The sequence below is a fragment of the Salsuginibacillus halophilus genome, assembly GCF_003014715.1.
GTDB classification, from domain to species: Bacteria; Bacillota; Bacilli; order Bacillales; family Marinococcaceae; genus Salsuginibacillus; species Salsuginibacillus halophilus.
Map to the genome: position 1 here is coordinate 1 of NZ_PYAV01000001.1, position 21,951 is coordinate 21,951.

19 protein-coding genes, 1 tRNA gene and 2 rRNA genes are annotated in these 21,951 nt (G+C 47.1%); 17 read left to right on the forward strand and 5 right to left on the reverse strand.

What is annotated here, in order from left to right; all coding sequences use genetic code 11:
• A 23S ribosomal RNA gene (locus B0H94_RS00005) occupies nucleotides 1-199 on the forward strand; the annotation flags it as partial.
• Nucleotides 200-282: 83 nt separating this feature from the next.
• A 5S ribosomal RNA gene (gene rrf, locus B0H94_RS00010) occupies nucleotides 283-399 on the forward strand.
• Between the two features lie 549 nt (nucleotides 400-948).
• Here the strand turns inward: rrf and B0H94_RS00015 are convergent.
• Nucleotides 949-2,682: an Rqc2 family fibronectin-binding protein gene (locus B0H94_RS00015; protein ID WP_106587184.1), complete on the reverse strand. Its 1,734-nt coding sequence runs from the start codon at nucleotides 2,680-2,682 to the stop codon at nucleotides 949-951.
• A gap of 99 nt (nucleotides 2,683-2,781) precedes the next feature.
• Here B0H94_RS00015 and B0H94_RS00020 point away from each other — a divergent pair, with 99 nt between their 5' ends.
• Nucleotides 2,782-5,346 (forward strand): cation-translocating P-type ATPase, encoded by a 2,565-nt coding sequence (locus B0H94_RS00020; RefSeq protein WP_106587185.1) that lies wholly within the window; start codon nucleotides 2,782-2,784, stop codon nucleotides 5,344-5,346.
• Between the two features lie 97 nt (nucleotides 5,347-5,443).
• On the opposite strand, the gene B0H94_RS00025 is transcribed toward B0H94_RS00020, so the two are convergent.
• Nucleotides 5,444-5,695 carry a hypothetical protein gene (locus B0H94_RS00025; RefSeq protein ID WP_106587186.1) on the reverse strand — a complete coding sequence of 84 codons (252 nt, stop codon included), beginning with the start codon at nucleotides 5,693-5,695 and terminating at the stop codon, nucleotides 5,444-5,446.
• A 120-nt stretch (nucleotides 5,696-5,815) separates the two neighbouring features.
• Here B0H94_RS00025 and B0H94_RS00030 point away from each other — a divergent pair, with 120 nt between their 5' ends.
• Nucleotides 5,816-6,304, forward strand: a complete 489-nt coding sequence (locus tag B0H94_RS00030) for a GNAT family N-acetyltransferase (protein ID WP_106587187.1) — start codon at nucleotides 5,816-5,818, stop codon at nucleotides 6,302-6,304.
• Nucleotides 6,305-6,353: 49 nt separating this feature from the next.
• Here B0H94_RS00030 and B0H94_RS00035 read toward each other — a convergent pair whose 3' ends face one another.
• From B0H94_RS00035 to B0H94_RS00045, 3 genes are all read right to left on the reverse strand, one after another.
• A complete protein-coding gene (locus B0H94_RS00035; protein WP_181315181.1) occupies nucleotides 6,354-7,223 on the reverse strand; it encodes an SDR family oxidoreductase in 870 nt (289 codons plus the stop codon).
• Nucleotides 7,224-7,337: 114 nt separating this feature from the next.
• Complete coding sequence (locus tag B0H94_RS00040) at nucleotides 7,338-7,535, reverse strand: hypothetical protein (protein WP_146139894.1); 198 nt, start codon at nucleotides 7,533-7,535, stop codon at nucleotides 7,338-7,340.
• Between the two features lie 94 nt (nucleotides 7,536-7,629).
• Entirely contained in the window at nucleotides 7,630-7,869 is a 240-nt protein-coding gene (locus B0H94_RS00045; RefSeq protein WP_106587189.1) for a DUF2627 domain-containing protein, read from the reverse strand.
• 95 nt (nucleotides 7,870-7,964) lie between these two features.
• On the opposite strand from B0H94_RS00045, the gene B0H94_RS00050 reads away from it, so the two are divergent.
• From B0H94_RS00050 to B0H94_RS00110, 13 genes are all read left to right on the forward strand, one after another.
• Nucleotides 7,965-10,019 carry a sigma 54-interacting transcriptional regulator gene (locus B0H94_RS00050; RefSeq protein ID WP_106587190.1) on the forward strand — a complete coding sequence of 685 codons (2,055 nt, stop codon included), beginning with the start codon at nucleotides 7,965-7,967 and terminating at the stop codon, nucleotides 10,017-10,019.
• 165 nt (nucleotides 10,020-10,184) lie between these two features.
• On the forward strand, nucleotides 10,185-11,150 hold the full coding sequence (locus tag B0H94_RS00055) for a bifunctional enoyl-CoA hydratase/phosphate acetyltransferase (protein ID WP_106587440.1): 966 nt from the start codon (nucleotides 10,185-10,187) through the stop codon (nucleotides 11,148-11,150).
• Nucleotides 11,137-12,231, forward strand: coding sequence for a Leu/Phe/Val dehydrogenase (locus B0H94_RS00060; protein ID WP_106587191.1), 1,095 nt, complete (start codon nucleotides 11,137-11,139; stop codon nucleotides 12,229-12,231). Before B0H94_RS00055 ends, B0H94_RS00060 begins: the two co-directional genes overlap by 14 nt.
• Nucleotides 12,232-12,269: 38 nt before the next feature.
• Nucleotides 12,270-13,367 carry a butyrate kinase gene (gene buk, locus B0H94_RS00065; RefSeq protein WP_427909918.1) on the forward strand — a complete coding sequence of 366 codons (1,098 nt, stop codon included), beginning with the start codon at nucleotides 12,270-12,272 and terminating at the stop codon, nucleotides 13,365-13,367.
• Nucleotides 13,368-13,388: 21 nt separating this feature from the next.
• Entirely contained in the window at nucleotides 13,389-14,816 is a 1,428-nt protein-coding gene (lpdA, locus tag B0H94_RS00070; protein ID WP_106587193.1) for a dihydrolipoyl dehydrogenase, read from the forward strand.
• A gap of 75 nt (nucleotides 14,817-14,891) precedes the next feature.
• Nucleotides 14,892-15,893 (forward strand): thiamine pyrophosphate-dependent dehydrogenase E1 component subunit alpha, encoded by a 1,002-nt coding sequence (locus tag B0H94_RS00075; protein WP_106587194.1) that lies wholly within the window; start codon nucleotides 14,892-14,894, stop codon nucleotides 15,891-15,893.
• 14 nt (nucleotides 15,894-15,907) lie between these two features.
• Nucleotides 15,908-16,891 (forward strand): alpha-ketoacid dehydrogenase subunit beta, encoded by a 984-nt coding sequence (locus B0H94_RS00080; protein ID WP_106587195.1) that lies wholly within the window; start codon nucleotides 15,908-15,910, stop codon nucleotides 16,889-16,891.
• Nucleotides 16,892-16,911: 20 nt separating this feature from the next.
• Complete coding sequence (locus tag B0H94_RS00085; RefSeq protein ID WP_106587196.1) at nucleotides 16,912-18,180, forward strand: dihydrolipoamide acetyltransferase family protein; 1,269 nt, start codon at nucleotides 16,912-16,914, stop codon at nucleotides 18,178-18,180.
• Between the two features lie 238 nt (nucleotides 18,181-18,418).
• The gene (locus B0H94_RS00090) at nucleotides 18,419-19,585 is read left to right on the forward strand and encodes a metal ABC transporter solute-binding protein, Zn/Mn family (RefSeq protein WP_106587197.1); all 1,167 of its coding nucleotides are present in this window, start codon (nucleotides 18,419-18,421) and stop codon (nucleotides 19,583-19,585) included.
• A 168-nt stretch (nucleotides 19,586-19,753) separates the two neighbouring features.
• Nucleotides 19,754-20,179, forward strand: a complete 426-nt coding sequence (locus B0H94_RS00095) for a BrxA/BrxB family bacilliredoxin (RefSeq protein ID WP_106587198.1) — start codon at nucleotides 19,754-19,756, stop codon at nucleotides 20,177-20,179.
• A gap of 124 nt (nucleotides 20,180-20,303) precedes the next feature.
• Nucleotides 20,304-20,669, forward strand: a complete 366-nt coding sequence (locus tag B0H94_RS00100) for a hypothetical protein (protein WP_106587199.1) — start codon at nucleotides 20,304-20,306, stop codon at nucleotides 20,667-20,669.
• Nucleotides 20,670-20,775: 106 nt separating this feature from the next.
• Nucleotides 20,776-20,850: transfer RNA gene (locus tag B0H94_RS00105), tRNA-Arg, on the forward strand.
• Nucleotides 20,851-20,919: 69 nt separating this feature from the next.
• Nucleotides 20,920-21,951, forward strand: coding sequence for an aromatic acid exporter family protein (locus B0H94_RS00110; protein WP_106587200.1), 1,032 nt, complete (start codon nucleotides 20,920-20,922; stop codon nucleotides 21,949-21,951).

Below are 21,951 nucleotides of genomic sequence, written 5' to 3' on the forward strand. Positions count from 1 at the left end.
GCCAGGAGCATCGCTGGGTAGCTACGTGCGGCCGGGATAAGTGCTGAAAGCATCTAAGCATGAAGCCCCCCTCGAGATGAAATTTCCCATCACGTTAAGTGAGTAAGATCCCTCGAAGATGACGAGGTTGATAGGTCGGAAGTGGACGTGTGGTGACACATGGAGCTGACCGATACTAATCGATCGAGGGCTTATCCTATAGACACATTTATGAACCAAGACGCAGATCATTGTGGAAGCAGTTGTCGGTTATCCAGTTTTGAGCGAACGACGCTCAATCAGCTTGGTGATGACGGCGAAGAGGTCACACCCGTTCCCATGCCGAACACGGAAGTTAAGTTCTTCAGCGCCGATGGTAATGAAGGGGCAACCCTTTGTGAGCGTAGGACGTCGCCAAGCAAACCAGCCCTCCGGCTAAACAGCCGGAGGGCTTTTTTTGTTCAAACGCTTTACTTTTTAATCATAAGAGGTCAGCAGGGTAAAAACCGGTGACCTTCACTTCAGACGGACGCTTTCCCGAGGGCTTGGCTTCAGCTAACTTGTTCGAATATAAATCATTCGAACAAGTGGATCTTCAGCCTGCGCTTAATCCTCTGGGAGTCGCCGTCTTTCGTTTCGGTCACTCTTCAATTTACAGATGATCATCATTTCCAACGGATATGGTTCGCTTAATCGTTTATGATGCATCATGATGAAACAGATTCATGTAGATATTGCTTGATAAAAATCCCTCTGCCGATTATGTTCATCAAATAACGCAAGGCTGACAAGCATCGGCGGCGACGCCTTCGGGAACAGTACGAGCCGAAAATCCCGCAGGTAGTGATTTTCTACCGAGGAAGTTGAGGCCGTACCCGTGGCAAGCGTCCGCCGAAAAGCGATGTCAGCCATCATTCATTTTAACGGTTTGTCTACACGCTGAAACAGCTGGAAACTCCGGCTGTTTTTTTACGAGGTTTCGTTCTCTTTTTTCGTGTTGTTTTTCAACTGCTGGATTTCAGCAGAATCAGGTGTAACAAAGATTGTTTTTTGATTGTCGTATGTGACAAAGCCGGGCTTTGCCCCTTTTGGTTTGCGTACGTGCCGGATGAGCGTGTAGTCCACCGGAACTGAGCTGGATTCACGCGCTTTTGAGAAATAAGCAGCAAGCACAGCTGCTTCTTGTAAGGTTTCTTCTGAAAAATCTTCGGCGCGGATTAAAACGTGCGATCCTGGGATATCTTTTGTGTGCAGCCACGTATCGCTTTGCCGCGCGTATCGCATCGATAAATATTCGTTCTGCTTATTATTTTTTCCCACAAACAGCTGAATACCTTCGGAAGATTCATAAGCATCAAGTACAGGTGCTTTTTGTTTCTTCCGCTTTTTCTTCGCCGTTTTTTGCTTAACATAGCCTTCTTCTTCAAGTTCTTCACGAATTTCTGCTACATCTTCCGGAGAGGCAGCATCAAGTTGCTGCAGCAGGCGTTCTAAATAAGCAGACTCTGCTTTTGTTGCTTCGATTTGTTCGGCGGTGTAGCGCTCGGAGTTTTTTGCTTTCGTATACTTAGAGAAATATGACTGTGCGTTTTCTGACGGTGTTTTAGCTTCATCAAGGGCGATCTTGATATAAGGAGATTCTTCGTCGTAATAATCCATCACTTCTACTTCAGTCATCCCCTGCTGGATTAAGTGCATGTGCGCAGTTAAAAGCTCACCGTACTTTTGCGCTTCTTTCGTTGCCTCTGCCTGTTTTTGTGTCTCTTCTAACTTTGTAATTTTACGCTCATTTTTCTCCCACTCATTTTTTAATAAGCGTTCTAAGTCGTGTGCTCGCTGCTTCACCCGGTCCCGTTCAGCTTTGCCGGAATAAAATTTGTCAAGCAGCCGGCTGATTGATTCAGCATCTGCAGCGTCTTTACCGTAGCGGGTAAGAAGGACAGCTGAAAAGTATTCTTTCCCATCATTTTCAGCAATACACGGGTTGTACGTATGGGCTTGAATCTCTTGCATCATGTCCAAAAACGTTTCGGCGGTACGTTCGATCCGCCCCAGGCCGGCGCGGTGCGTAATTTCACCAGCAACGAGTGGGGAGATCCCCGAAAAATTATGAACGAGCTGTCGGTCAATCCGGCCTTGGTTGGCATCGAGTTTACGTAGAATATCATCTTTTGCTACTGTAAGCGGGTTTAATTTATCCTGTGCTGGCGGTCCGATGTACGGCTGCCCGGGAAGGATCGTACGAAAGCTGTTGACCGAAGGCGGTAAATGTTTAATTGCATCAAGGATACGGTTCTCTGATGGATCTACGAGCAGAATATTGGCGTGCTTGCCCATAATTTCAATATGAACGTGTTTTTCCGCTGGGTCACCTAAATCATTTCGTCCATCAATTACAAGAGTTAACATCCGCTCCATGCCAGCTTGTTCAACGCGGCGCAGAAAAGCTCCGTCTAAATGCTTACGCAGCATCATGCAGAACATTGGCGGCTCAGCCGGTTGTTCATATGAATCCTCGGTCAAATGAACGCGGGCAAACTGAGAGTTCACAGATAAGAGCAGCGTATGATTTACCCGCCCCGCCCGGATGGTTAGGGTCATATCTTGTTTTGTCGGCTGGCGGACCTTTGTAATCCGACCGCCGGCAATCGTTTCGTTTAATTCGTGTGCCACCGCATGGGTGACAATGCCGTCAAATGCCATCAGACATCACTCCTTTATGTTCCGTCTGCAAGTATAGCATGTTTATCCCATTCACTGAATACGATGGGACAAGATGCAAAAAGAGAGCGGGGGACGTCTGTGAACTGGCATACGTTAAGTAAAGACGAAACGGTGAAACAACTAAAAACTTCACACACCCAAGGTTTGACAAACGTTGAAGCCGTGCGGCGGGCTGAATCTTGCGGACGAAATGTGATGGATGAAGCACCGCCTGTGAACGCGCTCCTCTTGTTTTTGGCGCAGTTCCGCGATTTTATGGTGTTAATCCTGCTTGCAGCAACCCTTGTATCCGGATTGCTCGGCGAGTATGTTGATGCACTAACGATCATGTTTATCGTGCTTTTAAATGGTGTTCTTGGTTTTTTCCAGGAACGTAAAGCCGAACGGTCACTTGAGGCATTAAAAAAATATCAAGCGCACACGGTCACGTTACTTCGCGATGGCCGGTGGATGGATGTAGAAGCAGGGGATGTGGTACCCGGAGACATTGTACACGTAAAAGCTGGGACGCGTGTGTGTGCTGACGCCAGGATGCTTAAAGCTTCAGGATTGTACGCGGAAGAAGCGCCTCTAACTGGAGAAAGCCGTCCGGTAGCAAAAATCGATGAAGATCAATTGGATCAAGATGCGCCGATCGCTGAGCGTACAACGATGATATATAGCGGCACATCGATTGTGAAAGGTGAAGGACTTGCCGTTGTAACTGAGACAGGCATGAAAACCGAGATGGGCCGGATTGCGCATTTACTGCAGCATACCGAACAGGTGCTCACGCCACTGCAGAAGCGGCTCGATCACCTTGGAAAAGTGCTCGTCGCTTCGGCATTATTGTTAACCTTATTTGTCGTCCTTGCTGGTGTTTGGCAAGGACAGGATGTATATCAAATGATCTTTGCCGGCGTATCTCTTGCAGTTGCAGCAATTCCGGAAGGCCTGCCTGCGATTGTGACGGTGGCGCTTGCACTTGGTGTGCAGCGAATGATTAAGGAAAAAGCGATTGTACGGCGGCTCCCTGCGGTGGAAACGCTCGGTTGTGCGTCGGTTATTTGTTCGGATAAAACTGGAACACTCACAAAAAATGAAATGAGCCTGCAGCGTATGTGGTGCTGGGGAACTGATATCAGTGCGGCTGAAATTGATAAAGGTCAAGTACCGAAGCCGGCGATGCAATTACTTACAACTGCTGCTGCCGGGCTGGAAAAAGGCGGCGGAGATCCAATGGAAGAAGCAGTGACTGCCTGTGCCGCTCGTATTTTGCCAGATTCTTCTGCATGGCGCGTCATTGAAACGTACCCGTTTGACAGCACTAGAAAACGGGCAGGGGTGTTAATGGAGAACGAAACAAAAGAGCGGATGCTCATTGTGCGCGGTGCACCGGACATTTTAGTGGAGCGGAGCACGAGGGTGCACCAAGGTGGTAAAGAAGTGCCACTTTCGCCAATGCATACAATGACGTGGCAAAAAGCAGTAGCTTCTCTTGCCGATCGGGCACTGCGCACGCTAGCTGTTGCGTATAAACATGTGAGCCCAGGAGAAAAGCCGACAGAAGACAATTTAGTACTCACCGGTATGCTCGGGTTTATGGATCCACCACGCCCTGAAGCAAAAGAAGCGATTGCTGAGTGCCGCAGTGCCGGTGTCAAAACGGTGATGATTACTGGCGATCATCCAAAAACAGCAGCGGCTGTTGCTAGAGAGCTTGATATGATGCCGCCGCACGGCCGGGTGATCACAGGTGCAGAATGGGAGAAATTAAATGAAGCTGAGGCAAAAGAAGCGCTGCGGACCGCTTACGTCTTTTCCCGTGTGACGCCGGAGCATAAGCTTGAACTCGTTCAAGGACTGCAGCAAAATGGTCACATTGTAGCGATGACCGGTGATGGGGTGAATGATGCGCCGGCATTAAAAGCAGCAGATATTGGTGTGGCGATGGGAAAAACCGGCACCGGTGTTGCAAAAGAAGCGGCCGCCCTCATCTTGGGTGATGATAACTTTGCTACCTTGAAGCAGGCGGTGAAAGAAGGACGGAATATTTACGATAACATTCGTAAGTTTATCCGCTACATGCTTGCTTCAAATGTTGGTGAGATTCTTGTCATGTTATTCGCTATGCTTCTCGGTCTGCCGCTGCCGCTTGCTGCGATTCAAATTTTATGGATTAATTTAGTCACGGATGGGCTTCCGGCACTTGCCCTTGGGGTGGATCGGGCAGAAAAAGACGCCATGAAGCGTGGACCGCGAGCGCCGAATGAAAGTATTTTTGCAAGGGGTCTTGGGTTTAAAGTAATCACTCGAGGTTTTTTAATCGGTATTGTCACTTTAATTGCTTTTGTTACAAGCCTTGCACTAGAGCCGGATAACTTAACGAAAGCCCAAACCATTGCGTTTGCAACTTTAATTACAGCACAACTCATTCATGTTTTTGACTGCAGAAGTGAAACTTCTATATTTAGTCGCAATCCATTGTCTAACATGTGGCTTGTAGGTGCGGTGATCTCCTCTGTTGCGCTAATGCTTGTTGTCATTTATGCCCCGCTTTTGCAACCGATCTTTCATACAACGGCACTGCCGGCGGTTGACTGGCTGCTTATTACAGCCCTGGCTGCCCTTCCGACGGTGTTGTTTGCCTTTCCACGTAAGTAAATGACAAAAATAAAGCCTGCGCCTATTGAATATATGCGCAGGCTTACTTGTAACGTTGTTGACTGTTGTTCGTTTAGCTTAAAAGACGGTGACCCGATTAACTTGCTTTATCTTTTTTACGCGACTCCCGCGTAGTTTGAAAAATTCGAATGACGAGTGCGGCAGCAAACATGCCGAGACTAATTTGTAGAAGCTGTGCACGTTCATCTCCGTGATTTAAAAAAGCGGCTCCGGCGATGATGCCAAAAGCAATTAAAATAATCATCATAGCTTGATTGCGAGTGTAAGGGAACAATTTAGCTAACACAAAAATAATCGCATTCAAGATCAATCCAGCTGTAAAAGCCATGATCACTTCCTCCTCAAACAATAACTGCTTCGAAAGTATAGCATACGCGAATATTCGTGTCCTTCCATTTGTGAAAGCTATGTTAAGCTTGAAAAAAGTTGTTTAAAAGGAGGCTGAAAAATGAAGAGTGAAGTGACCATTTCACCTGCGCTAGAGACGGATGTCCAAGGGATTCAAAAGGTCGCGCAGACAACATGGCACGATACATACGAAGGCTTAATTCCAAGAAACATTCAAGATGCATTTTTAGCACGTGCATATGCAACAGAAATGCTTCAGAAAAAAATCACGCACACGCTTATGTTCGTTGTAAGGCATAAAGATCAGGTGGTAGGCTTTGCAAATGCCTTCATCAAAGACCCGGAACGATTTGAGCTTGCTGCAATTTATCTTCTGCCGGCATATCAAGGACAGGGAGTAGGTGCGGAGTTGTTTAAAGCTCTGCAGACAGAGCTTCCAGCTGACGCCTCGATTGATGTAGAAGTGGAAAAAGGAAATGCCCGTGCTGAGCAGTTTTATATCGCTAAAGGTTTTGAAGTCGTTGAAGTTTTTAATGAGGACTTCTTTGGCTGTACACTCCAAACCGTTAGAATGGTAAAAAAACGCTAATATATACATGACCCTGCCTTTTCGGTTCGAAAAGCAGGGTCACCACAGCTTAAGAAGACATGATCATACCGCCGTTTACGTGAATACACTGTCCGGTAATATATGCGCCGTCATCTGAAGCAAGGAGCACATATGCGCCGGCATGATCCGCCGGCTGTCCCGGGCGGCCGAGTGGGGTGTTCGTACCAAACTGGCTGACGGTGTCTTCATCAAAGGTCGAAGGAATTAACGGGGTCCATACCGGTCCTGGCGCGACCATGTTGACCCGGATTTTTCGTTCTGCAACGTTTTGGGCGAGACTCCGTGTAAAAGCAACGATCGCGCCTTTTGTCGCGGTGTAATCCATAAGCTCTGGATTGCCGGTATATGGATTGACTGATGTTGTATTAATAATCGCATCGCCTTTTGTTAAATGGGGGATGGCCGCTTTGCTCATGTAAAAGACGCTGTGAATGTTCGTTTGAAATGTCTTTTCCCACTGTTCTGCAGAAATTTGTTCAATATCAGCGGTCGGAAATTGAATGGCTGCATTGTTCACTAAAATATTTAATCCGCCAAGTTGTGTAACGCACTCATTGATCAAAGATATGCAGACACTTTCATCTGACACATCACCTGGCAGCTGCAGGCAGCGCTGTCCTTCATGTTCGATCAAAGTTGTCGTTTCATCAGCATCAGACTGTTCTTCAGGCAGGTAATTGATCGCAATATCTGCTCCTTCTTTCGCATAAGCCAAGGCGACAGCTCTTCCGATGCCGCTGTCCCCACCGGTAATGAGTGCTGTTTTTCCTTGCAGCTTCCCACTGCCTGTATAATACTCCGGCTGTACAGGGCGCGGGTTCATGTCTGATTCGATCCCGGGTTGTGCGGGCTGCGTCTGCTTCGGCTGACCGTTCTGCTGCATCTCGTAAATGTCCAAACGACTGACCTCCTGCCATGTTTTGGTTATTTGCCGGTGTATTGCCGAAAACGCTTCATGCTAAACATGTAAAGCAGGCGTTGATCATTTCAAGGTGTAGGAAAATACTGCTTTCTAATGAGACGTTTCATTATCTTTTGAAGCGATATGGTCGTAAAATAAATGGGCGACAACGTCGGTGCTTCCGTCAGAGAGAGGACGCATTTGTTCAATTTCTCCGCGTTCTGGATTGTATTGAATAATATATAAGTTGTCATTATACTCCGCTTTATACATGTCGTAACCGTAACGGGACTCGATTTTTGTAAACACTGTCATCACCTCTGTCATGTAGTATGGCAGAAGTTTTTTCTCCTATGTATTCATACAAAGACCGGGCTGCTAATGAATAAGCATGCCCGGTCTTTTAGACGGATTTCTGTTCTGTTTTAGGTGGAACTTTGCCGCGCTTACGATCCCGGTGTAAAATGAACCCAGCGATAAACCAAATACCGCCGATCATCATGGCAAGGCCGAGGAAAAATTGCAGGCTGAGCCAAGGGATTGGTGCGTGCAGGACGCCGAAAAATACATCGCGCATCCATTTAATACCGACACCGGCTAAAATACCGGGGATCACTAAGATTAAAAACGCAATAATGCGCATAAAATGACCTCCTTCACGTTACGTCGCTATTGTAAACGAAGCGGCCTGTTTAGGCAAACGACAAGTTCGTGACGGAGAAACCGGGAGGGTGCATGTTGAAAAAAACAATTATTATAGGTGCAGGCCGGGGAGGGCAAGCACTTTTAGAGCAGCTTGAAAAAAGCGGGCGCTTCAATGTTGTCGGCGTTGCAGATGCTGACTTGAATGCACCTGGCATGATGCAGGCAGAAGCGCGCGGCATCGAAACAGCAAAAGATTATGTGTCGCTCATCCAAAAGGTATTACCAGATGTTGTTATTGAGGCAACAGGGGCTTCAGAAGTGAGCCAGCGTGCCGGAGAAGTGCTCCCTGAAGGTGCCGCTTTAATTCCTGCCTCAGTTGCGAGTGTCATGTATGCTTTAATTGAAGAAAAAGAAGAGTTACTTAAACAGCAGCAGGCCCATGACCGCTTTCGTGAAACGATTTTACAATCAACCCACGATGGTATGATTGCGATTAATCAAAACGAACAAATAATTTTATACAATCGTCAGGCAGAGCTCATTACCGGTGTCACAAACGAACAAGCGCTCGGAGCTTGGATTTATGATATTTTACCGCAAAGCAAGCTGCCGGATGTATTAAAACACCAACACATTGAAGCGAATCAACAGCAAACGTTTGCTAATGGCAGAAATATTGTTACGACCCGGGTTCCGCTTTGGCGTGGAGAAGAGATGCTCGGCGCACTGGCTGTGTTTCAAGATGTGACAGATGTACAGAATATGGCTGAAGAAGTGACCAATTTAAAAAGTATACAACAAATGCTTGAAGCAATTATTCAATCGTCAGAAGAAGCCATTTCGGTTGTAGATGAAAACGGCAACGGACTATTAATTAACCCTGCATACACCCGGCTTACCGGCTTAACTGCAGATGAAGTTGTCGGTCAACCGGCAACAGCAGACATTTCTGAAGGAGAAAGTATGCATTTTGCGGTGCTTCGTACCGAGCAGCCTGTACGGGGCGCACGAATGAAAGTCGGACCGAACCGTAAAGATGTGCTTGTGAATGCAGCGCCGATCCTCGTCGATGGCACATTAAAAGGAAGCGTCGGGGTGATTCAAGACGTTTCAGAAATCCGGGCATTAACTGAAGAACTCGAGCGGGCACGGCAAATCATCCGGACGCTTGAAGCAAAGTATACATTCAGCGACATTATCGGTCAGTCTGAAGAAATGCAGGTCGCTGTAAATCAAGCCCAGGCGGCGGCAGCCACCCCGGTGAATGTCATGCTTAGAGGGGAATCAGGTACCGGTAAAGAATTGTTTGCTCACGCCATACATGATGCAAGTAAGCGCAAGTACCGCCCGTTTATCCGGGTGAATTGTGCGGCGTTGTCCGAGTCGCTTCTAGAAAGTGAACTTTTCGGTTATGAAGAGGGGGCGTTTTCCGGGGCGAAACGGGGTGGAAAGCGCGGCTTGTTTGAAGAAGCACATGAAGGCAGTCTATTTCTTGATGAAATCGGTGAAATGTCAGCTTCTACACAAGCGAAACTGCTCCGGGTGCTGCAGGAGAAAGAAATTGTGCGCGTTGGCGGTACAGCCTCGATTCCAGTAGATGTACGGGTGATTGCAGCAACGAACGTACAGCTCGAGCTTGCCATTCATGATGGTTCGTTCCGTGAGGATTTATATTACCGTTTGAATAAGCTTCCGATTCAAATTCCGCCGCTTGCGGAACGGCTTGAAGACTTAAATGAGTTATGTCAGCACTTATTGTACAAAATTAATCAAGAATATGGTCGCAATGTACAGCAGCTCTCCGCCGGTGCGCTGCAGGAGTTAAAGCAGTATCACTGGCCGGGCAATGTGCGTGAGCTTGAAAACGTGCTCGGCCGGGCAGTGATTCATATGCCGTTTCATGCAACAGAGATTGTGCCTGAGCATCTGCCCCCCTTAACAAAATCTGAAGAGCCGAAACCGTCCGTAGAAAAATATAGCGGCAGTCTGCAGGAGCGATTGGATGCTTTTGAACGGCAGCAGCTTTTAGAAGCATTGGCGATGTTTGAAGGTAATAAAACGAAAGCAGCTGAGCATCTTAAAATCTCGATTCGCAATTTATATTACAAGCTAGAAAAACATGGTTATGCAAAAACGAGCATGCAATAATTTTCAACCGTGCAATGATTTGCACGGTTGAAAATTTATATAACCTTGATTTGAAGCGGTTTCACAAAAATAATAACTTGGCATGAATGTTGCAATATACATAAGTGCCTGCAACGGGTACGTGAAACAACGACAGTCGTGCAGAAAATTGAACAAATGAATGCGATGAACAATATACAAAAAGAAAAGGAGCAACAAACGACGATGCTAAACACACTGCCAACAACGAATGGCCGTCCGGTAACGCTAGCCATTGCCGGGGCGGCTGACGATCATATGTTAGAAGTTGTCGAAGAACTGCTTCAAAATGAAGATATTTACGTCCGGTTATACGGAGAAGAAACAATGCTTGAAAAAGCAAAGGACGGATGGCATGAAGACTTGTCGGCGCGTGCGGTAATTATTCCAACACGTTCAGAACAAGAAGCGAGCCGCCTTGCAGTAATGGCCGTTTCTGATGGCAAAGCTTCTGTGCTTGTCAAAGGCATGGTGCAGACAGCAGCTTTAATGAAAGAAGTCGTCAACCGTGATTACGGATTGCGCCGGCCGGGGCGGACATTATCGCACGTGGCTCAATTTGCACTTCAAGACCGGAGCGAGCCGCTCTTTGTGACTGATGCCGGGATGAATGTCACACCGGACTTACAGACGAAAGTCCAGATTACTGAAAATGCTGTAGAAACTGCGCATCTTTTAGGTGTTGAATGTCCAAAAGTTGCAGCACTTGCTGCTGTAGAAACCATCAATCCAGAGATGCCGGCAACTGTTGATGCTGCATCACTTACGCAAATGAACCGGCGCGGCCAAATTACCGGCTGCATCATTGATGGGCCGCTTGCGCTTGATAATGCGGTTTCTAAAGCAGCTGCTGAAAAGAAAAAATTAAGCGGCGGCGTCGCTGGTGAAGCAGACATTCTGCTCGTGCCGCATATTGAAGTAGGGAATGTTTTATATAAATCGCTTGTTCACTTCGGCGGTGCACAAGTTGGTGGCGTGATTGCCGGAGCAGCGGCCCCGATCGTTGTAACTTCACGCAGCGACTCACTTACAAATAAGCTTCATGCAGCAGCCTTAGGTATTCAAATGCATGAAACAGCTCAACAAAGGAGGTATAATCATGAAACTATTTAAAGAGATGGAAAGTGCAGATTATGAACAGGTGGTCGTTTGTCAAGACCGTGCCTCTGGTTTAAAAGCAATTATTGCGATTCACGATACGACCCTCGGACCGGCCCTTGGCGGAACGCGGATGTGGACGTACAAAAGCGAAGAAGAAGCTTTTGAAGATGCGCTCCGGCTCGCCCGTGGCATGACTTACAAAAACGCAGCAGCCGGATTAAATCTTGGCGGTGGTAAAACGGTCATCATGGGGGATCCTCGTACGGAAAAAAATGAAGAAATGTTCCGTGCGTTCGGCCGTTATATTCAAGGTTTAAACGGCCGCTATATCACAGCCGAAGATGTAGGGACTACCGTGCATGATATGGATATGATCCGCCAGGAGACCGACTTTGTTACCGGGGTGTCTCCAGCGTTTGGTTCAAGCGGAAATCCGTCTCCTGTGACAGGTTATGGTGTATACGTTGGAATGAAAGCTGCAGCCAAGGAAGCGTTTGGAACGGATGATTTAAGCGGACGGACAGTAGCTGTGCAAGGTGTCGGCAATGTTGCTTACAATTTGTGCAAACACTTGGATGAAGAAGGTGCCTCACTGATTGTGACGGATATTCATAAAGCGTCAGTTGACCGGGCGGTGCAGGATTTTGATGCCAAAGCCGTTGCCCCTGAAGATATTTATGATCAGGAAGCTGATATTTTTGCGCCATGTGCACTAGGTGCCGTACTTAACGATGAAACCATTCCGCGTTTAAAAGCTCGCGTTGTAGCTGGTGCTGCCAACAATCAATTAAAAGAAGCCCGTCACGGCGACTGGTTGTTTGAAAGCGGGATTGTTTATGCACCGGATTACGTCATTAATTCCGGCGGTGTGATTAACGTTGCAGATGAATTGAACGGTTACAACAAAGACCGGGCGATGAAAAAAGTAGAAACCATTTATGACAGTATTGAACGCGTGTTTGAAATTGCTTCACGCGATAACATTTCTTCACAAACAGCGGCTGATCGGATGGCTGAAGAGCGGATTGAAAACATGCGCTATTCACGGAAACAGTTTTTACAAAACAGTCATCACGTGTTGAGCCGTCGTTAACGTTTGTTCATAATTTAATTCAACAGCAGGTGATGATCATGAAAACATCGAAGAAAGCTTACCGGGTGCTTACGTTAAATCCTGGTTCAACGTCAACGAAAATTGGTTTATATGAAGGTGGCCGTTGTTTATTTGAAAAAAACATCCGGCATGATGTTGAAGCTTTAAAGCAGCATGCAGATCTTAAAGCAGAAACAGCTTGGAGAAAAGACGCAGTGATTGCAGCAGTTGACCAGGAAGGTGTGCGGCTCGATCATGTTGATGCGATTTCTGCCCGGGGTGGACTGCTTCATCCGCTTGAAAGCGGCACATATGTGATTAATGATGCGATGCTTAAGGACTTGCAAGCTGGTGCTTATGGCAGTCATGCCTCAAATGGCGGGGCTTTAATTGCGAGCGAATTAGCAGAGCTTCTTCATATTCCGGCATATATTGTGGATCCTGTCGTTGTAGATGAAATGGACTCAGTCGCCAAAGTAACTGGATTAAAAGGTGTTGAGCGCACAAGCATTTTTCATGCCTTAAATCAAAAAGCCGCAGCCAGAAAAGCCGCAGCTGCGCGAGGACTCGCTTATGAAGAGAGCCGTCTGATTGTTGCGCATCTTGGCGGTGGTATTACAGTTGGTGCCCACAATTGCGGCCGGGTTGTTGATGTGAATGACGGCCTGCACGGTGACGGGCCGTTCTCGCCGGAGCGTGCCGGCGGTCTGCCGGTGGATGAGACAGCAGCCCTTCTGCTTGAAGAAGAGTTAAACCGGAATGAGCTGCGACGGAAGGTCTCAAAAGAAGGCGGGTTGATGAGTCACTTTGGCACGCATGACGCCCAAGTTGTTGAAGCCCGTGCGCTTCATGGTGATGAAGAAGCGCTTCTCGTGTGGGACGCAATGGCGTACAATGTAGCTAAGGCCGTGGGCGCTAAAGCTTCAGTGCTCAAAGGACGTGTCGATGCAATTGTTTTAACAGGAGGTCTTGCTTACAGTGAGGACTTCACGACAAAAGTAAAAAACCGTACCGACTGGATTGCGCCAGTAGACATCCGGGCGGGTGAAGATGAACTTGAAGCTCTTTATGAAGGAGCGCTTCGTGTATTAGAGGGAGAAGAAAACGCTAAAACCTATGCCGCAGCCGTGCGCTGATCGGCTGGAGGAGGAATCAATATGTCGGAAGCAGAAGAACTTGACCTCGTCGTGCTCGGGGCGGGCACCGGTGGTTATGTCGCAGCGGTTAGAGCCGCACAGCTTGGAAAAAAAGTGGCGGTTATTGAAGAAGGAAAACTCGGCGGCACCTGCTTACATAAAGGCTGTATCCCGAGTAAGGCACTGCTTAGAAGTGCAGAAGTATATGCTGAAGCTAAAGACGGCGAAGCTTTCGGGGTGGAGACAAACGGTGTAACATTGAACTTTGATAAGGTGCAGGCACGAAAAGAAAGCGTCATTAACAAGCTGCACCAAGGTGTACAGTATTTAATGAAAAAAGGAAACATCCAAGTGTATGAAGGACGCGGCAGAATTCTTGGTCCATCCATTTTTTCACCTAGTGCCGGCGCCATTTCTGTCGAGCGAAGCGATGGCGAAGAAAACGATATTTTAATCCCGAAACAGGTACTTATCGCCACCGGATCCAAACCGAATGTGCTTCCGGGCTTAAAACCTGATGGGGAGCGCGTGTTCACTTCAGATGAAGCGCTTGACATGGAGGCTCTGCCGGCATCAATGGTCATTATCGGCGGCGGTGTCATCGGGATTGAATGGGCGTCCATGCTTGTGGACTTTGATGTTGAGGTCACTGTGATTGAAGCAGCCCCGCGCATTTTGCCGTTTGATGATCCGGACGTATCCAAAGAAATGAAGTCCCGTCTTGAAAAGCGGGGGGTTACGTTTTATGAAGGCGCGGCGGTTGATGCCGAAAAGGTGACTACAGCTGAAAGCGTAACAGTGCCGTTTACTCAAAACGAACAAGACATGCAGGTTGAAGCTGAAGCTGTTTTACAGTCTGTTGGACGTCGTGCAAATATTAAAGATATCGGCTTAGAGAATACAGATATTGAAACGGACCGCGGCGTTATTGTTGTTAATGAATTCGGTCAGACGAAAGAAAGTCATATGTATGCGATCGGCGATGTCGTCGGGGGCTTGCAGCTGGCGCACGCTGCTTCTCATGAAGGGATCACGGCAGTCGAGCACATGTTTAACGAGAACCCGGACCCGAATGATGAATCACTCATCCCGCGTTGCACGTACAGCCGGCCGGAAGCTGCGAGCATCGGTTTAAATGAAGAAGAGGCTGAGGCACACGGTTACAGTGTCAAAACGGGTAAATTCTCATTTCAAGCTGTTGGTAAAGCGCTCGTCCACGGAGATGCTGAAGGGTTTTGTAAAGTGATTATTAATGAAGCAAATGATGACCTTCTCGGCGTGCATATCGTTGGTGCGAAGGCGACCGAACTTATTTCAGAAGCAGCCCTTGCAAAGCTGCTTGACGCCTCAGGCCTTGAACTTGCTTCAACGATTCATCCGCACCCGACTTTGTCTGAAGTTATTGGCGAAGCGGCGCTGGCGGTTGATGGAAGACAAATCCACTCATAATATGGATCAAACTTTACGTAATGTAGATCGTTTCGACTGCTTTTTTGAAAGCGTCGGATCATTTTAAAGGAGGGAATGTTTTTGAGTTCAAATCGACATGAAGCGCTTGGATTGTCGGATCAAGACGTTTTGGACATGTATGAAGTCATGCTGACTGCACGTAAATTAGACGAGCGGATGTGGCTTTTAAACCGGGCAGGTAAAATTCCGTTTGTGATTTCCTGTCAAGGCCAGGAAGCGGCGCAGGTCGGGGCATCATTTGCCTTAAACCGAAAAGAGGACTATGCACTTCCTTATTACCGCGACATGGGGGTTGTTCTGTCGTTTGGCATGACGGTTCGCGACTTAATGATGTCAGGCTTTGCTAAAGCTGAAGATCCAAATTCCGCCGGCCGGCAGATGCCGGGGCATTTCGGACAGAAGAAAAACCGTATTGTGACAGGTTCTTCACCTGTAACAACACAAGTGCCGCACGCTGTTGGAATTGCGTTAGGCGGCAAAATGAAAGGTGAAGATTTTGTTGCGATTACAACCTTTGGTGAAGGTTCTTCCAACCAAGGTGACTTTCATGAAGGGGCAAACTTTGCCGGCGTGCATAAACTTCCGGTCATCTTTCTTTGTGAAAACAATAAATACGCCATTTCAGTTCCACTAGAGAAACAGCTGGCTTGTGAAAGTGTTGCTGACCGGGCACCGGGCTACGGCATGCCGGGTAAAAGTGTCGACGGTAATGATCCGTTAGCTGTGTATGAAGCGGTAAAAGAAGCAGCAGACCGCGGGCGCCGCGGTGAAGGTCCGTCGCTCATTGAAACTGTATCCTACCGTTTAACACCGCACTCAAGCGACGATGATGATCGCTCCTACCGGACGCGTGAAGAAGTAGAGGAAGCGAAGAAGCTCGACGCACTCTACACATTTGCGACGTACTTGCGCGAGCAGGAAATTTTAACGGACGAAGTGGAAACAAAGCTGAACGAAAAAATTGATGCTGAAGTGGATGAAGCGACTGAGGCGGCGGAAAATGCGCCTTATGATGATGCAGAAGCGGCGCTTCGCCACGTATACGAAGAAGTGTAGAAAGGGGAGAGTTGATGGCAGTCCGCACGTACATTCAAGCAGTGACTGAAGCGCTGCGCGAAGAAATGGAACTTGATGACAACGTGTTCGTTCTCGGAGAAGATGTCGGTGCCCGCGGGGGTGTGTTTCGGGCGACTGACGGATTGTATGAACAGTTTGGGGAAGCACGTGTACTTGATACACCGCTTGCTGAATCGGCCATTGCCGGTGTTGGGATCGGCGCGGCAATGTATGGCATGCGGCCGGTAGCAGAAATGCAGTTTGCCGATTTTATTATGCCGGCGGTCAATCAGATTGTTTCGGAAGCAGCAAAGATCCGCTACCGTTCGAATAACGACTGGGATTGTCCAATTACGATTCGTGCGCCATATGGCGGTGGTGTGCACGGTGCACTTTATCACTCGCAGTCTGTTGAAGCAATGTTTGCAAATACACCAGGTTTAAAAATTGTTATGCCGAGTACGCCGTATGATGTAAAAGGGCTGCTCAAAGCAGCGATCCGCTCGAACGACCCGGTCCTCTTTTTTGAGCATAAGCGGGCGTACCGCCTTGTAAAAGGAGAAGTCCCTGAAGAAGACTACACCTTGCCGCTAGGGAAAGCAGATGTCAAGCGTGAAGGTGATGATTTAACAGTCATCACGTACGGCTTAAGCGTTCAGTTTGCCCTGCAGGCAGCAGATAAGCTTGAAAAAGAAGGCGTAAACGCACACATCCTTGACTTACGTACCGTTTACCCGCTTGATCGCGAGGCGGTCGTTGAAGCGGCGAAAAAGACAGGGAAAGTGTTATTAATTACTGAAGATAATAAAGAAGGCAGTATCATGAGTGAAGTATCCGCAATCATTGCTGAAGAATGCTTGTTTGAATTAGATGCACCTATTCAGCGGCTGGCCGGTCCAGACGTACCAGCGATGCCGTATGCACCGCCAATGGAAAAATACTTCATGATCAATCCTGATAAAGTTGAGCAGGCGATGCGCGACTTAGCGGAATTTTAACGAAGGGGGACCCGCCGCTTATGGCAAAAGAAATTCATATGCCCCAGCTCGGGGAAAGTGTAACTGAAGGTACCATTAGTAAGTGGCTCGTCGCTCCAGGCGACAGCGTTAAAAAATATGATCCGATCGCTGAAGTTATGACCGATAAAGTAAACGCAGAAGTCCCGTCTTCTTATACCGGCACGGTTCAAGAGCTTGTTGCTAGTGAAGATGAAACGGTTCAAGTCGGGGATTTAATCTGCTATATGGAAGTTGAAGGTGAAGCTGAAGAAGAAGCGCCTGTTGAAGAAAAAGCAGCGCAGGCACCAGCTCCTGAAACCGATGAAGCAGATTCAGGTATGAAAAAGCGCTATTCACCGGCTGTTTTAAAGCTGGCCCAGGAAAACGGCATCAATTTAGATCACGTGAACGGCAGCGGCCGCGGCGGGCGCATTACTCGTAAAGATGTGGAAAGCTATATCGCTTCCGGCGGGGCTGAAGTAGCGGAGAAGACATCAACAACACCAGCTTCACAAGCGGCTGAGGAAGCACTCGTTGCCCCGGCTGGACCAACTTACAGCACGAAGCCGGCTGAAGCAGTACAAAGTGAAGCAGGAGATGTAGAAATCCCAGTCTCCGGTGTGCGTAAAGCGATTGCAGACAACATGTTGAAGTCCAAACATGAAATTCCTCACGCTTGGACCATGATCGAAGTAGATGTAACGAACCTTGTGAAGCTGCGCGAGAAGCATAAAGAAGCATTTAAAGCGCGTAACGGCTATTCGTTAACATTTATGCCGTTTTTCATTGAAGCAGTTGTCCAAGGTTTGAAAAAATACCCGCGTTTAAACAGCACCTGGGCCGGCGATAAGATTATTCAAAAGCAGGCTGTGAACATGTCTATGGCAGCTGCAACTGAAGAAGCCTTGTACGTACCGGTCATTAAGCACGCAGATGAACAAAACATTCAAGGTCTTGCGCGCCAAGTCCAAGAACTTGCCGGTAAAGTAAGAAATGGCACCCTTGCTTCAAGCGAGATGCAAGGGGGGACATTTACGATTAACAATACCGGTTCCTTTGGTTCTGTGCAGTCGATGCCAATTATTAATCATCCGCAAGCTGCCATTTTATCGGTGGAGTCCATTGTAAAGCGCCCTGTCATCATGCAAGATGATATGATCGCTGTGCGGCACATGGTCAACTTATGCTTGTCACTAGACCACCGTGTTCTCGATGGCCTTGTTGCCGGACAGTTTTTACAGTATGTGAAGGATTACTTGGAAAATATCGACCCTGAGCGCAGCATTTAAATGAATGAATGAGCTAAAAACTTGCGGTGAGTTTCATGACCGCAAGTTTTTTACGTTTATGACGGTTGAACTGCACGTGTGGGGGGTAGTGTGCGCGAGCACGAAACCTGGGCACAAATGCTGCATAAAACGATCGTTAAAAATTATAATTCACCTGTTTACAAAGCGTAACCATTACGGTATTATACATGTTGTACTTAATGAAAAACGTAATCGTTACGAAAGGTGAGGTTTGAGTATGAAAAAGTTTTCCGTGCTTGCTTCAGTTGCGATCAGTACATCTCTTGTGCTTAATGCTTGCGGCGATGAAGAAGAAGCTTCGAACGATACAGAAGATGACGCTGAAGAATCTGCAAGCGAAAATGAAACAGAAGATGATGATGATGAAGATGATGAAAGCGACGAAGAAGCAGTCGAGGATCCATTACAAGTATACACGACATTGTACGCTTGGGAGGACTTTGCCAACCGGATCGGTGGAGATGCAGTTGAAGTTGAAAATATCGTTCCGGTAGGTGCTGATGCGCACACTTATGAACCAAGCCCGCAAGAAATGACTGAAATCGCTGATGCTGATATCTTTCTTTATAACGGTGCGAGCATGGAAGGATTCGCAGATGCTGTGAAGGACGTTGTTGAAGGTGAAGGCGTAGAAGTTGTACAAGCTGTAGAAGGTCTCGATTTAATCGACTACGCTCACGATCACGAAGATGATCATGACCATGAAGATGACCATGAAGATGATCACGACCATGAAGATGATCACGACCATGAAGATGATCACGACCATGAAGATGATCACGACCATGAAGATGATCATGACCATGAAGATGACCATGACCATGAAGATGATCACGACCACGACCATGGCGATGAAGATCCGCACGTATGGCTTGACCCTGTCAAATCTTCAGAGGCAGCTGAACATTTAAAAGACCATTTTGCTGAAGCGATGCCTGAACAAGAGGAGCGTTTTGCTGAAAATCTTGAAGAGCTGCAATCTGATCTTGAAGAACTAGATGAGAAGTTTACTGACATGGCAGATAACGCTGAATTGGATACGTTCGTCGTTTCTCATGAAGGTTACGGCTACTGGGAGGAGCGTTACGGCATTCACCAACTCGGTGTTACCGGCCTATCCCCGGAAAATGAACCTTCTCAGCAGGAGCTTGAAAGCTTAATTGCTATTGTTGAAGATGAAGGGATCAACTACTTCATGTATGAGCAAAACATTCCGGTCGCAACGGCAGAAGTCGTACAAGAAGAAGTTGGCGCAGACAAATTGCAGCTTCATAACTTAGAAGCCCTTGTTGAAGAAGATGTGGAAAATGACGAAGATTACATGAGCTTAATGGAGCGTAATATCGAAAACCTTGGCACCGCACTTGAAAGTAGTGAAGATTAAGGCTCTCTTTTGATTGTTTCATATAGAAATGAAGGCTGCTGCATCTCGGCAGTCTTCATTTAAGCGTTGAATTTCGCTATTTATCCATCTGTTGTAAGCCGGATAATTGCGAATCTGTCGCTGACACGATAAAATACAAGTGGAACAATTTATAGGGAGGTCGATGACGTGGAATTTAACTTTTTCATAAATGATGTGGTGCAGACCGCTCGCGATGAGATGGAGAAAGCTGGATATGAAGGTTTGGAAACACCAGAAGATGTGGATCAAGTTCTTAAAGAAGATGGGACAACCTTAGTCATGGTGAACTCTGTATGTGGTTGTGCCGGTGGTATTGCACGCCCGGCCGCTGCGTATATGAAAAACTATGATACGAAGCCGGATCGGTTTGTCACAGTATTTGCTGGTCAGGATAAAGAAGCGGTTGAACAAGCACGGTCTTACTTCACTGGTTATCCGCCGTCCTCGCCGTCGTTTGCTTTACTAAAAAATGGCGAGATTCAAACAATGATTGAGCGCCACGAAATTGAAGGCCATGAACCGATCGAAGTTGTGCAAAAGCTTGAACAAGCATTTGACGCGCACTGCAGCTAATGGAATCTTCAATGATGCCCCTGTTTGCGTTAAGCTGCAGGGGCTTTTTAGCGTTGATTGACGATAAACCGTAAAGTTTTGTATAATGCATGAGATAAATGACAAACAAAGAAGGGGTTTGGACATGGAAGAGTTTTATCAGCGTGTACAAGTTTATTTGAACATGGAAGAAGAGATCGACTTTGACGAGTTTGAAGCTTTTTATAAAGAAGTCATGAAAGAACTTGATGCCAATGGTTTAGAGCTTGAAGAAGAGGATCTTTGGAAAGCGCTCTTTATTGTTGAGAGTTTAACATCAAATGCAAAAAGCCGGATCAAAGAAGATAAGAAAAAGCAGAAACGTAAAAAGTATAAAAAAATGCATGAACGTACGAAGGTATGGGCACAAAACTTTACGCTCCGTCTCCACCGTGCCGGCTATAATGAAGACCAAATCAATCAACGCTTTGAAGCGATGCTCGCTGAAGATCCGACAAAGGAGCAGGCGTAAAATAAGGCCCGTGCTGAAAGAAATGACTCTTTTTGCGCGGGCGAAAAATTTATTGACACTGCTGTGTTGCTCTGATAATATAATTTATGTCGCAAACGAAATAGATGCGCCTATGGTGAAATGGATATCACGCGAGATTCCGGTTCTCGTATTTCAGGTTCGAATCCTGATAGGCGCGCCAAATGATGAAAACGACCCTCAGTTGCTATGCAGCTGAGGTTTTTTAATCTTGAATCAGGAGGATGACCTCATGTTTCCGATTGGTTATCGGACCATTAAAACAGCTTTGGGGGCTGCACTTGCTGTCTTTCTTGCACAGCAGCTCAATTTAGATTTTTACGCTTCGGCAGGAATTATCACGATTTTATGTATCTCTGTTACAAAAAAAGATTCGTTGAAAGCATCATGGGAACGGGTCGTGGCGTGCTTAGCCGGAATGCTTTATGCCGGCGTATTGTTTGAGCTTTTTGGCTATGAACCATGGGTGCTTGCGTTATTGATTTTATTATTTATCCCAAGCATGGTGAAAATTGATGCGAAAAAAGGGATCGTTACAAGTGCGGTCATTATGCTTCACATTTACACCTTCGGGATGATCACCCCGGCCGTTGTGCTCAATGAACTGCTCTTAATTGCGATCGGGATTAGCGTAGCACTTGTGATGAACTTATACATGCCAAGTGTTGAGCACAACCTGCTTGAAGATCAAGTTCGGATTGAAGAAACGTTTGCTTCGGTCTGGAAAGAGTACGCTCGTTTTATTCGTGAGCAGGAGACCGATTGGGACGGAAAAGAGTTGGCGGAAGCACCTGTTTTCATTGAAGATGGGAAAACGAAAGCACTGCAGAGCATTGAAAATCACGTCTTTCGCTATGATGATTACTTTTACCGTTATTTTCATATGCGGGAAAAACAGCTTGAAGTACTCGAACGAACACTGCCGTTTGTGTCGACCCTCGACCGCTCGGTTTGGCAGGGGGAAAGGATCGCAGCTTATATGGATCGGTTAGGCAAAGGGGTACACCCTGGCAACACTTCAAAAGAAATGCTTCAGGAGCTTGCAGATGTGAAAGAAGAACTTCAGCAAAGTGAGCTGCCGCAAACGCGCGAAGAATTTGAAGTTCGCTCGGCGCTGTATTATATCCTGCATGAGATGGAACAATACTTAAATATTAAGCGGCGCTTTAAGCCGGATGATGAGCGGACGGAGACCGCGAACCAGGAGAAGCAGACGCGCCGGCAGCGCCGAAAAGAAAAGTTAGCAGCGCGGCAGCAGCGTTAG